Genomic DNA, 12280 nt, shown 5'->3' on the forward strand with positions numbered 1-12280 from the left:
AGGCGCCAGCACCACTCAGTTGAGGTGCAGTTCCACTCGTCGGTTGCGGGCACGGCCCTCCTCGCTTTCGTTGTCGGTGACCGGCTCACTCTCGCCGCGCCCCTGGCTGGTGACCTTGCCCGCCTCCAGCCCTTGGCCAATCAGGTAAACGGCCACGCTGCTGGCGCGGCGTTCGGAAAGTGCCTGGTTGTAGCTGTCGGAGCCGACGTTATCGGTATGCCCGATGACGCTTACCTTGGCCACCGTCGGTGAATCGAGTTTTGCCACCAGGCCTTGCAGGCGCTGCTGGGCCGCAGGGGTCAGCTCGGCGGAATCGAAGGCGAACATCACCGCGCCGTTGTCATCCAGAATGATCACCTCCGGCGAGGGTTCAGGTTCAGTGGCAGGCGGTGATGCGGGGTACACCTTCAACGGGCAACCCATGTGGTCGACCGCAGTGTTGGCGGGGGTATCTGGGCAACGATCGCGACGGTCGAAAATACCGTCACCATCTTCGTCGCCATCCTGGGCGTAACAGATCAGGCCCCCGGCGATGGCGCCAAGGGCACCGCCGCCAGCCGCCCAGCTCGAACTTTCGATGGCACCCAGGCCACCACCGACCAGGCCGCCGAGCAGGCTGCAGATGGGCCAGGTCCTCTGGTTGAGCGGCGCGCTGCCATCGCTGTGGGTGGCGCAGCCCGCTAGCAGGCTGGCAGCCACCAACAGCGGCAGCGCCGCCTTCGACGTCACACTCATGCTGAATGCTCCTGTGTCATTGGCCACGGGCGGCTGACCGCCGTGAAGACGCGCCCGTGCCACTGCTCAAGGCACGGACGCACGCCGGTCTACCGCTGGATCTTGATCTCGGTACGGCGGTTCATGGCACGCCCCTCGGCCGTGGCGTTGTCTGCCACCGGCTGGGTTTCACCAGCACCGACCACCGACACGAAGCTGCTGCGCGGCACACCGCTCTCGACCAGGTAATCGGTCACCGAGTGGGCACGGCGCTCGGACAGTTTCTGGTTGTAGCTGTCGGAGCCGACGCTATCGGTATGGCCGCTGACGCTCAGGCGGGCGGACGGTGCCTCCTGTTTCAGCCGCGTGGCAATGGTGTTGAGGCGCTCCTTGTCGCTGGCGGTCAGGCGCGCAGAGTCGAACTCGAAGTGCACATCGCGGATGACGATGACTTCTTCCTTCTGCACCACCACTTCCTCGACCACCGCGGCCGGCTCCGGCGGGCAGCCGTTGGCATCGACCTGCACACCGCGCGGGGTGCCTGGGCACTTGTCACGGCTGTCCGGCACACCGTCACCATCCTCGTCGCCATCGCCATGGGCCCAGCAATAGCCCGCCGCCAGGCCACCGCCCAGCAACGCGCCCCAACCAGCCCAGCTGGAGCTCTCGATGGCGCCCAGGGCAGCGCCGCTTACACCCCCGACGGCGGCACATTTCGGCCAGTCGGTCTTTTGCAAACCTGCACAACCAGTCAACACACTGGTGAGCAGAACCAGGGGTATCGCTGTGCGTACTATGCTCATTTCATTGCTTCTCCTAGGGGGAATCGGCATAAGGCCGATTTCAGGGAGTAAAGACCGAGCATCTGATCCCTGCCACCAATAAGCCACGACACAGTGACATGCCTCTTTGCCCGCACGCTGCGGCCCGCTAGTCTTGGATGACTTCAACGAGGATTGGCAATGACCGACGGTTTTTCCCAGCGCACCCCGCAGCAGGCCTTGGCGGCCCTGCTCGAGCGCTTCACTCCGCAACGCCTGCTGCTGGTGGGCACGCGCTTTCCGGCGCTGGACGCCTTCGCCCAGGCGCACCCACAGGTAACCATCGCCACGGCCGCCCCAGGCCCGCTGCCGGCCGAACTGGCAGCCCAGCGCTTTGACCTTGCGGTACTGGTGGACTGCCTGGAGCACCTGCCAAAACGCACCGGCCTGGAATTGCTCGGTGGCATTCGCAACCTCAATGCCAGCCGGGTCGCAGTGCTGGCCGACCTGGTCGCCTGTGGCTGGCAAGACACCGATTTCTTTGCCCTTGCCCTGTCGGCCAGCGAGAAATTCCGCCGTGACCAGCAGGTATTGAGCCTGTTCACCTATGATCTACATGACTACAAGCAGGTACCGGACTGGCTGAATGCCAAGTTCTGGGCCAACCCTGAAAATTTCGGCAAGTACTGGTGGTGATGATGAGTGTCTCGGTCTGCCCTTGTGGCAGTGGCAACCTGCTCGACGCCTGCTGCGGGCATTACCACGCCGGCACCCCGGCGCCGGATGCCCAGGCGCTGATGCGCTCACGCTACAGTGCCTACGTGCTGGGCCTGGTCGACTACCTGGTGGCCACCACCCTGCCGGCCCAGCAAGCCGGCCTGGACCGTGCCGCCATGGCCGCCTGGAGCGCCCAGAGCACCTGGCTGGGCCTGGAGGTGGAAAGCGCTGAGGTGCTGGGCGGCCAGCCGGAGCACGGTTTTGTCACCTTCACTGCACGTTGGCACGACCAGGAGGGTGACCATCAGCACCGCGAGCGCTCGGCGTTCGTCCAGCACGCCGGGCGCTGGTACTTCATCGACCCCACGGTCGGGCTCAAGGCCGGGCGCAACGACCCCTGCCCCTGCGCCAGCGGTCAGAAGTTCAAGAAATGCTGCGCCAGTTACGTGGGTAGCTGACCATGATCGCCCGCACCCGCCCGCTGCTGCTCGCCACCCTGATGGCATGGCTTGCACTGCTCGCGGGCTGCGCCAGCTGGGGCGGTGACGACTGGCGCGAACCCGAGGTGCACCTGGTCGAGGTGGAGACAGTCAAGGCAAGGTTGCTGGAGCAGGAGTTCGTGCTGCATCTGCGAATCGACAACCCCAATGACAGCCGCCTGTTCATCCGCAACCTGTCGTATGCCATACGCCTCAATGACCTGTTGCTGGTGCAGGATGAAACCAGCGTGTGGCGCAGTGTCGGCGGGCATGCCCGGCGTACTTTCAAGATCACCGCACGGACCAACCTGTGGCAGCACCTGAAACCGCTGGCCAAGCTGCTGAAAAGCGAACAACCACTGCATTACAGCCTGCTGGGCGAGCTGGCGACCGGGTTGCTCATCCATCGGGACCTGCACTTGTCGCGCAGTGGTGAGATAATCCCCGGCGATTACAAACCGGAGTGACCCTGCAATGTCCCAGCAACCCCACGTTCATGGCCCTGACTGCAACCACGATCATGATCACCACCACGATCATGGCCATGTACACGGCCCGCACTGCAACCACGGCCACCAGGAGCCGGTACGCAACGCCCTGAAGGACGTTGGCCGTAACGACCCATGCCCGTGCGGTAGCCAGAAAAAGTTCAAGAAGTGCCACGGCGCCTGACCTGAACAGCACTCGCGCGTCCCTGCTGCGGGCCGCGCGGAGGGTAGCCGGGGTCTAACTGGCCCTGGCAGGCCCTGAAACCTTGCGCTGCAGCAACCCTGCGGTGGCCATGAGCAGCACGATGCAGAGGGCCATGCAAATGGCATTGGTGCCATCCCAGCCGACCGTACCCAGCAACAGCGATGGGCTGAATGCACCAACGGTCGCGAACACCGCAATGGCCAGATCGTTCTTCCCTTGCATCTGCATCGCTGCCGGGCTGTTTTGCAGCGTCTGCGCCAACAGCGCCCCACCGCCCACGTAGGTCAGGTTCCAACCCAGGCCCAGGGCTATCAGTGACAAGGTCATCATCGCGTAGCTGTGCGACCACATGTTCATGGCCGTGCAACCGATCAGCAGGCACAGGCCGAGACAGATGGTGGCCCTGATGCCGAGCTTGTGGATGATGGCGCCGGTGAAGAACGACGGCGCAAACATGGCAATCACATGCCATTGAATCGCCAGGCGAACGTCGGAAAAGTCCTCATGCATGTGTTTCATGTGCATGGACGCCTGGATCATCAGCAAATTCATGATGCCGTAGCCCAGCGCGGCCACCGCCATGGCCACGGCAACCACCGGGCTCAGCGGCTCGGCGGTCGTGCCAGCCGGTTTCGCTGCACGGTCGTTACTGGCGGTGCCGGTATCGCCGGGCAGGCAGGCCGCTGTCAGCAACGACATCACCGCCAGGCCGACAAAAGCGGCGTAGCACAGCGAAAACAGCGGATACCCACCAACGTCCCTCAGCCACTCGGTGAGCGCCGGCCCGACCACGGCAGCGATCACACCACCGGCCACCACCAGGGAAAGCGCCTTGGGCTTCAGGTTCTGGGCCAGATTATCGGTGGCCGCGAAGCGATTGAAGTTGGCAAACGCAATGTAGATGCCCAATGCCGAATGGCTGATCACCAGCGTCGGGAAGTGCTGGTACTGCACCGCCAGGTAACCACTGATGCCAGACACCGCCAAAGGGACCGAGCCCAACATGAAGGCGCGCTTGCGGCCAATGCGGCTCATCAGCCTGGAGACCGGATAGGTAGCCAGCATCAGGCAGAGGAACTGGAACCCATAGGGCACAGTGGACCATGTGGCGGCAGGCGCCAGCGCCGCCCCGACAATGGCCGCCATGGTCACGGACATGACCGCAGTCGTCAGGTTGATCGATTGCGCGGTGAAATACAGGTACGTGCGCCGTGGAAGGGGGCTCGACATGGCGTGTGCTCACGGTTGGTGGACGGGTGGAATTCGGCATTGGAAAGAGGCCGACAGGTGCATGGTGGCATCTGCCGCGCCCTGAAGCTCGAACAGTCGACGCGCTTTCCGGTTAACTGTTAGGCTGTTTTTTCTAACAGCTGCTGGACCCGCCATGCGCCCGCACAGCCTTCATGACCAGTTGAAACAGCGCCTCGAAGCCGGCGAATGGCTGCCTGGCCAGCGCATGCCGTCCATCCGCAAGCTGACGGCGGCGGTTGGCTGCAGCTACCACGATGTCGTCTCCAGCTATGCCCGATTGGTAAGCGAAGGTGTGTTGACCGCCATTCCTGGCCGCGGCTACTTCGTCGCCAGCCACACACGGCAAACCGGCACAGTGGATACGCCCGCAGGCATGGCCGACGACCCGCTGTTCAAGTTGCTGCAGGGGGGCCAGCACTACACCAAACTGGGCAGCGGCTGGCTACCACCCGCCTGGCGAGACACCGAGCTGCTGGCCAGGGCAATTCGGCGCACGGCACGCCTGGAGCAGAGTTCGCTGGCAGAATATGGCGACATCCAGGGCTACCTGCCCATGCGCAAGCAGTTGTGCGTGCACCTGAAACGCCTGACCCGTGTCGATGCCCGGCCAACTCAGTTGCTGACTACGCTGGGCGCCACACAAGCGCTGGACCTGGTGGCGCGGTTGTTGATCAAGCCAGGCGATCACGTGTTCGTCGACGAGCCCGGCAATGGCAACCTGATCAAGCTGATCCAGTTGGCCGGCGGCCATGTGGTCGGGGTGCGCCGAACCCAGGACGGACCGAGCGTGGAAGACATGAAGGAGCACCTGGCCAGGCACAAGGTCAAGGCATTCTTCTGCAACAGTACCTTCCACAACCCGACCGGCGGCAACATCACCCCGCGCAATGCCTTTAGCGTCCTGCGCCTGGCGGTGGAACATGACTTCTTCGTGGTCGAGGACGATGTCTACGGCGACTTCAGCCCGGGTGTGCGCCAGACCTTTGCCGAACTGGACGACCTTGAGCGGGTCATCTACATCGGCAGCTTCTCGAAATGCCTGTCCGCCTCATTGCGCGTGGGCTACATCGCCTGCTCGGCAGAGCTGATGGAGCCGCTGACACGCCTGAAGCTGCTGACCTGCGTGGCGGTACCGGCGTTTTGCGAGCGCTTCGTCAACACCATTTTGTCCGACGGCACCTATGCCCGGCACATGCAAGACCTGCAGCAGCGCCTGATCCGGCAGCAGGCGCAGACCCAGCAGTTGTTGCGGGCGCGTGGCTGGCAATTCGACATAACGCCCCAAGGTGGCATGTTCCTGTGGGTCTACCACCCCGAACTGGCCGACCTGAGGCCCTTCATGCGTCGCCTGGAACAGCACAAGGTGCTATTGATGCCAGGCTCGGCCTTCGCCGTCAGCCGTGACTATCAACGCCTTGCTCGCATCAATTGCACGCACTTTTCCGACGCCGTGGCCGAACATTTCAAGGTTTGAGTGAATGTCTTGATTTTTGAGGTGGCGCGCAAATCGAGCGCCGCCCGCGCGGCGCTTCGCAGCACAAGGCTGCTCCTACATCTGTTTCGGGCCAGTAATGCCTATGCCAGTGCACGCGACCGCCTTGTTCGTACAACGCGATATCGAGCCATGCGCCAAAGCGTTCGCGCACAAACCTCACAGGAATAATTGGCCCGAAACAAATGTAGGAGCAGCCTTGTGCTGCGAAGCGCCGCGCGGGCGGCGCTCGATCTCACAGGCACCGCACACCCCACGCCAAGCACAAAAAATAAACCGCCCAGGGACCTTGCACGGCGTCTGCGCGCTCACTACCTTAGCGCCTTTCGAAACCCGCCACGCCTTGCAGGAGCCCTTGTCATGGCCGCCCCCGCCTTTCCTCCATTCCGCCCGCGGTTCGCAACCGCTGCCACGCTGTTCGGCATGCTCGTGCTGGCCGGCTGCCAGACGGGCGGCTACCAGGACAGCGTGCCGCCGACCAGCGGTGTGCAGCCACTCAAGGGCCTGGCGCAGAACGTCTCGGTACGGCGCAACGCAATGGGCGCACCACTGATCGAAAGCAGCAGCTTCCATGACGCCCTGTTCAGCCTGGGCTATGTGCATGCCGGCGACCGCATCGAGCAGATGGTCGCCATGCGCCTGCTGGCCCAGGGCCGCCTGGCAGAACTGGCCGGCAGCGACGCGCTGGACATCGACCGCCTGATGCGCGCGGCCAACCTCAAGCAGAGCGCCACCCAGCAGTACGCCGACGCGTCGCCACGGCTCAAGCGCTTCTTCGAAGTGTATGCACGCGGGGTCAACGCCTACCTGTTCCGCTACCGCGACAAGCTGCCCGCCGGCCTGGCCAGCAGTGGCTACCGCCCCGAATACTGGAAGCCCGAGGACTCGGCACTGATCTTCACCCTGTATGCGTTCAGCCAGTCGGTGAACCTGCAGGAAGAACTGAGCGCCCTGACCCTGGCGCAAAAAGCCGGCAGCGACAAGCTGGCCTGGCTGCTACCCGGCGCCCCGGACGAGCCGTTGGCCGAAGCCGAAGTGGACAAGCTCAAGGGCCTGAACCTGGCCAGCCAGTTGCCGGGGCTGCCAGCCCTGGCAACCGCCAGCCAGAAGCTGGCCGACCTCGACCTTCTGGGCAGCCCGGGCTCGGCCAACCTGGCCCTGGCGCCGCAGCGCAGCCGCAGCGGCAAAAGCTTGCTGGCCAGCGACAGCCGAGCCGCCTGGGCCCTGAGCCCGGTGCAGATCCACACCGGCAAGTACCAGGTCGCCGGCCTGTCGTTGCCTGGCCTGCCGATCGTGCTGGCCGGCTACAACGGCAAGCTGGCCTGGAGCAGCAGCGCGGTCATGGCCGACAACCAGGATTTGTATCTGGAGCAACTGCGCTACCAGGGCAGCCAACTGAGCTACCTCGCCGACGGCAAATGGCTGCCGGCCCGCGCCCGTAGCGAAACCTTCTTCGTCCGCGGCCAGCGCCCGCTGCGCGAGGTGATGTACGACACCCGCCACGGCACCCTGCTGGCCCAGCCAGGCAATGCCAGCCTGGGCCTGGCGCTGAACCTGCCACAGTTCAAGGGCGACCGCAGCCTGGATGCGCTGTTCGACCTGACCCGTGCCAAGAGCGTGGAGCGTGCCTTCGACAGCACCCGTGAAGTGACCGCCGCCGCCCTCAACTTCGTCTTCGCCGAACCCGAGCACATCGGCTGGCAAGTCAGTGGCCGCTACCCCAACCGTCGCGAAGGCCAGGGCCTGCTGCCGTCGCCGGGCTGGGACGGGCGCTACGACTGGGACGGCTATGCCGACCCGATGCTGCACCCTTACGATCAGGACCCGCCCGCCGGCTGGATCGGCCACGCCAACCAGCGCAGCCTGCCGCGTGGCTATGGCATGCAGCTGTCCAGCACCTGGTACTACCCCGAGCGCGCCGAGCGCCTGGCCCAGCTGGCCGGCAATGGCCGCCACGACAGCCGCAGCCTGATGGCCCTGCAGAACGACCAGACCACCCTGCTGGCCGACAAGCTCAAGCAGATGTTCGACGCCCCGGGCATGGCCCAGCCGCTCAAGCAGGCGATCGATGCCCTGCCCGCCGCACAGCGTGACAAGGCCCGCGACGCGCTGGCCCGGCTCGAGGCCTTCGATGGCCGCCTGAGCCCGGTGTCGGCCGATGCCGCACTGTACGAACTGTTCCTCCAGGAAGTCGCCCGGCAAACCTTCCTCGATGACCTGGGCCCGGAATCCGGCCCGGCCTGGCAGGCTTTCGTCAGCAATGCGCGGTTGTCGTTCTCGGCGCAGGCCGACCACCTGCTGGGCCGCGACGACAGCCCGTTCTGGGATGACCGCAATACCCCGCAGAAAGAAGACAAGCCGGCCATTCTCGCCCGCAGCCTGGCGGGCGCTGTGGATGCCGGCACCGCGCAACTGGGCGCCGACCGCCGCGCCTGGCAGTGGGGCAAGCTGCACCAGTACCGCTGGCCGGCACCGGCCTATCATGGCCTGGGCGATGCCCTCGGTCGCTCGCCGCTGGCTGCCGGTGGCGACTTCACCACCCTGGCCCTGACGCCATATGCCTGGGGCAGCGAATTCGACACCCGCCTGCCGGCCTCGGCACGGATGATCGTCGACTTCGGCCAGGCCGAGCCGTTGCAGGTGCTGACCAGCAGCGGGCAGTCCGGCAACCCGGCCAGCAGGCATTACAGCGATGGGCTGGATGCCTGGTTCCAAGGGCGCTTCATGAGCCTGCCACTGCAGCAGCAGAACTTCGGGCGGGCGTATGGCAACCAGCGTTTGACGTTGGTGCCTGGGCGCTAGTGGAGCCTTTCCTGCTTACCGGCAGCCGCCCAGCTACCTAGCATCCTCGGTGCCGCACTGTTCCCGGACAGGTGCGGCACACTTTCCATCAAGAGGATGATGAACATGGCTACAGAAACCCTGAAAATTGAAATTTCCTGGCCTGATACGCTCAAAGTTCCAGCTGGCGCTACCATCAATGCACAACTTTGGGTGGGAAGCGCAATCGCCGACTACCGCATGATCAGCGACGGAGATGCCAGCGCCCCTGCGGTTTCTTCACCTGTCACCCTGGAAATCGCTTATGACACCGAGGACCTGCTGCCCGACAGCGTCGATACCACTTGGGATCACTTCCGTGCTTCGCCATATCTGATGCATGGCGGCAAACGCCTGAACATCGCCCGCGTCGCCAAGATCAGCATCGAAGAAGCCCGAAAATCGGGCTGGAAGGTCGCTATTTCCTGACGCGGGTCTGGCAGCCCTCGAGAGGGCTGCCTCACACATAGAACTTGTCGCAGGCCTCGACACTCTGACCTAGCAAGCCCTACTCCAGACGTTGAGCCATGGACCTCGTCATCGCCCGCCCCGAAGGCCTGTACTGCCCGCCCGGTGATTTCTACATCGACCCGTGGCGCCCCGTAGACCGCGCTGTTATTACCCATGGTCACGGCGACCATGCCCGCGTAGGCAACCGCCATTACCTCACCGCCGCCCCAGGCGCCGGCATCCTGCGCAGCCGCCTGGGCCAGGACATCGACCTGCAAACCCTGCCGTACGGCGAACGCCTGCTCCACCATGGCGTAACCCTGAGCCTGCACCCAGCCGGGCATGTACTGGGCTCGGCGCAAGTGCGCCTGGAGTACCAGGGCGAGGTCTGGGTCGCCTCCGGCGACTACAAAGTGGAGCCCGACGGCACCTGCACGCCGTTCGAACCGGTGCGCTGCCACACGTTCATAACCGAATCGACCTTCGGCTTGCCCATCTACCGTTGGCCCAGCCAGGGCGAGATCTTCACCGGCATCAATACCTGGTGGCGCGCCAATTGCGAACAGGGCAAAGCCAGCGTGCTGTTCTGCTATGCCTTCGGCAAGGCCCAGCGAATCCTCCATGGGCTGGACGCCAACATTGGTCCTGTCCTCGTGCATGGCGCTGTCGAACCACTCAACCGGGTGTACCGGGACGCTGGCGTCTACCTTCCGCAAACCCGCTATGTCGGCGATATCCCACGCAACGACCCGCTGCTGCGCCAGGCACTGGTCCTGGCACCGCCTTCGGCGGGTGGCAGCAGCTGGATGAGCCGTTTCGGCGACTACAGCGATGCCTTTGCCAGTGGCTGGATGCTGTTGCGCGGCACCCGCCGCCGGCGCGGGGTAGACCGAGGCTTCGTGCTCTCGGACCATGCCGATTGGCCGGGATTGCTCTGGGCCATCGGCCAGACCGGCGCAGAACGCGTGATGGTCACCCATGGCTCGGTCAATGTGCTGGTGCGCTACCTCATCGAACAAGGCCTTGATGCCCGCGCCTTCGTGACCGAGTACGGCGAGGAAGATGACGTGGTAGCCGCGGAGCCAGACGCATGAAAGCATTCGCCGAGCTGTACCTGAGGCTGGATGCGACTACCTCCAGCACTGCAAAGCTCACGGCGCTACGCGAGTATTTCAGCACCGCCCCGGCTGGGGATGCCGCCTGGGCGGTGTACTTCCTGGCTGGTGGCCGCCCTCGCCAACTGGTGCCTACACGCGTGCTGCGGGAGCTGGCCGGCAGGTTGGCGGGGCTGCCTGACTGGCTGTTCGAGGAATGCTACCAGGCCGTTGGCGACCTGGCCGAAACCATTTCCCTGCTGGTACCGGAAAGCCGCCACCCTGGCGACGATGGCCTCGCCCGCTGGGTCGAAGCCCATCTGCTGCCATTGCGCGGCCTGCCAGTCGAGGAGATCCAGCAACGCCTGCCGCCTCTTTGGGCCCAGCTGGACCGCCCCAGCCTGATGCTCTGCCTGAAACTCATCACTGGCAGCTTTCGCGTGGGCGTATCGAAGCTGTTGGTCACTCGCGCCCTCGCGCAACTGGCGGGGCTGGATGCCAAACGCGTGGCCCAGCGCCTGGTTGGCTACACCGACATCAGCCACCGCCCGACGGCAGCCAGCTATCAACGGCTGATAGCCCCGGAATCAGACGATGAACATAGCTTGCGTGGCGGCCAGCCCTACCCGTTTTTCCTGGCCCACCCCCTGCAGGTATCAACCGAACAGCTCGATATACTGCTCGGGCCGCCGAGCGAATGGCAAATCGAGTGGAAATGGGACGGCATTCGCGCCCAGGTGGTCAAGCGCGAAGGCCAGCTGTGGGTCTGGTCGCGCGGTGAGGAACTGGTCACCGAACGCTTCCCCGAATTGCACAGCCTGGCGCAGACGCTACCCGACGGTGTCGTGCTCGATGGCGAGATCCTGGTTTGGAAACCTGGTGGCTCAGCGGCTGAGCTGGCTGTGCAGCCATTTGCCCTGTTGCAGCAGCGCCTGGGACGCAAGACCTTGGGCAAGAAGCTGCTGAGCGACGCACCGGTCGTGCTGCAGGCCTACGACCTGCTGGAATGGCAAGGCGAGGACTGGCGCAGCCGCCCGCAGCATGCACGCCGCCAGCAGCTGGAGCAGGTACTTGAGCAGCACCCATTGGCCCCGGTATTGCTCTCGCCTCTGCTCGAAGGCCAGGACTGGGCCGACCTTGCCCGCCAGCGCGAACAGTCCCGCAGCCTGGGGGTGGAAGGGCTGATGCTGAAACAGCGAGAGGCGTTGTATGGCGTGGGGCGCACCAAGGACATGGGCACCTGGTGGAAATGGAAGATCGACCCGTTCAGCGTCGATGCCGTGCTGATCTATGCCCAGCGCGGCCACGGCCGGCGGGCCAGCTTGTACAGCGACTACACCTTCGCCGTGTGGGACGCGCCAGCCGGTACGCCGGGTCGGGCACTGGTCCCCTTTGCCAAGGCCTATTCAGGGCTCAGTGACGAAGAAATGCGCAAGGTCGACGCCATCATCCGCAAGACCACCGTTGAAACCTTCGGGCCGGTGCGCAGCGTGACGCCGAAGCTGGTGTTCGAGTTGGGCTTCGAGGGCATCGCCCTGTCCAGGAGGCACAAGAGCGGCATCGCCGTGCGCTTTCCGCGGATGCTGCGCTGGCGGCTGGACAAGCCAGTGGAAGAAGCGGATGACCTGGCTACATTGCAGGCGCTGCTGGCCTGAAACAATTTCTGGACCGTGCTGGCTTCTTCGCGGGTAAACCCGCTCCCACAGGTCATGCACAAAAGCTGAGTTTTGTGCGATCCCTTTGGGAGCGGGTTTACCCGCGAAGAAGCCAGCGCGGTGGCCAGGAGGGCACCGATGCAGGCGCAAGGCC

12 protein-coding genes are annotated in these 12280 nt (G+C 64.5%); 9 read left to right on the forward strand and 3 right to left on the reverse strand.

All coding sequences use genetic code 11. The features are described from left to right. Positions 1-15: 15 nt before the first annotated feature. Both WM94_RS02290 and WM94_RS02295 read right to left on the reverse strand, forming a co-directional pair. On the reverse strand, positions 16-735 hold the full coding sequence (locus tag WM94_RS02290; protein ID WP_061550341.1) for an OmpA family protein: 720 nt from the start codon (positions 733-735) through the stop codon (positions 16-18). An 89-nt stretch (positions 736-824) separates the two neighbouring features. Further along, positions 825-1517: an OmpA family protein gene (locus WM94_RS02295; protein ID WP_003258902.1), complete on the reverse strand. Its 693-nt coding sequence runs from the start codon at positions 1515-1517 to the stop codon at positions 825-827. Positions 1518-1676: 159 nt separating this feature from the next. Here WM94_RS02295 and WM94_RS02300 point away from each other — a divergent pair, with 159 nt between their 5' ends. Genes WM94_RS02300 through WM94_RS02315 form a run of 4 tightly spaced genes read left to right on the forward strand, consistent with a single transcriptional unit; the run spans position 1677 to position 3343 of the window. After that, entirely contained in the window at positions 1677-2171 is a 495-nt protein-coding gene (locus WM94_RS02300) for a DUF6231 family protein (RefSeq protein ID WP_003258904.1), read from the forward strand. Positions 2172-2173: 2 nt separating this feature from the next. Then, positions 2174-2650: a YchJ family protein gene (locus WM94_RS02305; protein WP_015271542.1), complete on the forward strand. Its 477-nt coding sequence runs from the start codon at positions 2174-2176 to the stop codon at positions 2648-2650. A 2-nt stretch (positions 2651-2652) separates the two neighbouring features. Continuing rightward, positions 2653-3138, forward strand: coding sequence for an LEA type 2 family protein (locus WM94_RS02310; RefSeq protein ID WP_061550342.1), 486 nt, complete (start codon positions 2653-2655; stop codon positions 3136-3138). Positions 3139-3145: 7 nt separating this feature from the next. Next, a complete protein-coding gene (locus WM94_RS02315; protein ID WP_003258907.1) occupies positions 3146-3343 on the forward strand; it encodes an SEC-C metal-binding domain-containing protein in 198 nt (65 codons plus the stop codon). A gap of 54 nt (positions 3344-3397) precedes the next feature. On the opposite strand, the gene WM94_RS02320 is transcribed toward WM94_RS02315, so the two are convergent. Beyond that, a complete protein-coding gene (locus WM94_RS02320) occupies positions 3398-4594 on the reverse strand; it encodes an MFS transporter (protein ID WP_054573725.1) in 1197 nt (398 codons plus the stop codon). Between the two features lie 154 nt (positions 4595-4748). On the opposite strand from WM94_RS02320, the gene WM94_RS02325 reads away from it, so the two are divergent. The 5 genes from WM94_RS02325 (at position 4749) to WM94_RS02345 (ending at position 12126) form a co-directional block, all read left to right on the forward strand. Further along, positions 4749-6089, forward strand: coding sequence for a PLP-dependent aminotransferase family protein (locus WM94_RS02325; RefSeq protein WP_061550343.1), 1341 nt, complete (start codon positions 4749-4751; stop codon positions 6087-6089). Between the two features lie 378 nt (positions 6090-6467). After that, positions 6468-8909, forward strand: a complete 2442-nt coding sequence (locus WM94_RS02330) for a penicillin acylase family protein (protein WP_061550344.1) — start codon at positions 6468-6470, stop codon at positions 8907-8909. Between the two features lie 105 nt (positions 8910-9014). Continuing rightward, entirely contained in the window at positions 9015-9356 is a 342-nt protein-coding gene (locus WM94_RS02335) for a hypothetical protein (protein ID WP_061550345.1), read from the forward strand. A 98-nt stretch (positions 9357-9454) separates the two neighbouring features. Further along, positions 9455-10471, forward strand: coding sequence for a ligase-associated DNA damage response exonuclease (locus WM94_RS02340; RefSeq protein ID WP_061550346.1), 1017 nt, complete (start codon positions 9455-9457; stop codon positions 10469-10471). Beyond that, positions 10468-12126, forward strand: coding sequence for an ATP-dependent DNA ligase (locus WM94_RS02345; RefSeq protein ID WP_061550347.1), 1659 nt, complete (start codon positions 10468-10470; stop codon positions 12124-12126). Before WM94_RS02340 ends, WM94_RS02345 begins: the two co-directional genes overlap by 4 nt. Positions 12127-12280 lie beyond the last annotated feature (154 nt).

Source organism: Pseudomonas sp. ABFPK (genome assembly GCF_001586765.1).
Classification (GTDB): Bacteria; Pseudomonadota; Gammaproteobacteria; order Pseudomonadales; family Pseudomonadaceae; genus Aquipseudomonas; species Aquipseudomonas asiatica.

Bases quoted from the DNA above. Each gene is read 5' to 3' on its own strand.
- WM94_RS02290 (WP_061550341.1), bottom strand. From the start codon at position 735: ATGAGTGTGACGTCGAAGGCGGCGCTGCCGCTGTTGGTGGCTGCCAGC.
- WM94_RS02295 (WP_003258902.1), bottom strand. From the start codon at position 1,517: ATGAGCATAGTACGCACAGCGATACCCCTGGTTCTGCTCACCAGTGTG.
- WM94_RS02300 (WP_003258904.1), top strand. From the start codon at position 1,677: ATGACCGACGGTTTTTCCCAGCGCACCCCGCAGCAGGCCTTGGCGGCC.
- WM94_RS02305 (WP_015271542.1), top strand. From the start codon at position 2,174: ATGAGTGTCTCGGTCTGCCCTTGTGGCAGTGGCAACCTGCTCGACGCC.
- WM94_RS02310 (WP_061550342.1), top strand. From the start codon at position 2,653: ATGATCGCCCGCACCCGCCCGCTGCTGCTCGCCACCCTGATGGCATGG.
- WM94_RS02315 (WP_003258907.1), top strand. From the start codon at position 3,146: ATGTCCCAGCAACCCCACGTTCATGGCCCTGACTGCAACCACGATCAT.
- WM94_RS02320 (WP_054573725.1), bottom strand. From the start codon at position 4,594: ATGTCGAGCCCCCTTCCACGGCGCACGTACCTGTATTTCACCGCGCAA.
- WM94_RS02325 (WP_061550343.1), top strand. From the start codon at position 4,749: ATGCGCCCGCACAGCCTTCATGACCAGTTGAAACAGCGCCTCGAAGCC.
- WM94_RS02330 (WP_061550344.1), top strand. From the start codon at position 6,468: ATGGCCGCCCCCGCCTTTCCTCCATTCCGCCCGCGGTTCGCAACCGCT.
- WM94_RS02335 (WP_061550345.1), top strand. From the start codon at position 9,015: ATGGCTACAGAAACCCTGAAAATTGAAATTTCCTGGCCTGATACGCTC.
- WM94_RS02340 (WP_061550346.1), top strand. From the start codon at position 9,455: ATGGACCTCGTCATCGCCCGCCCCGAAGGCCTGTACTGCCCGCCCGGT.
- WM94_RS02345 (WP_061550347.1), top strand. From the start codon at position 10,468: ATGAAAGCATTCGCCGAGCTGTACCTGAGGCTGGATGCGACTACCTCC.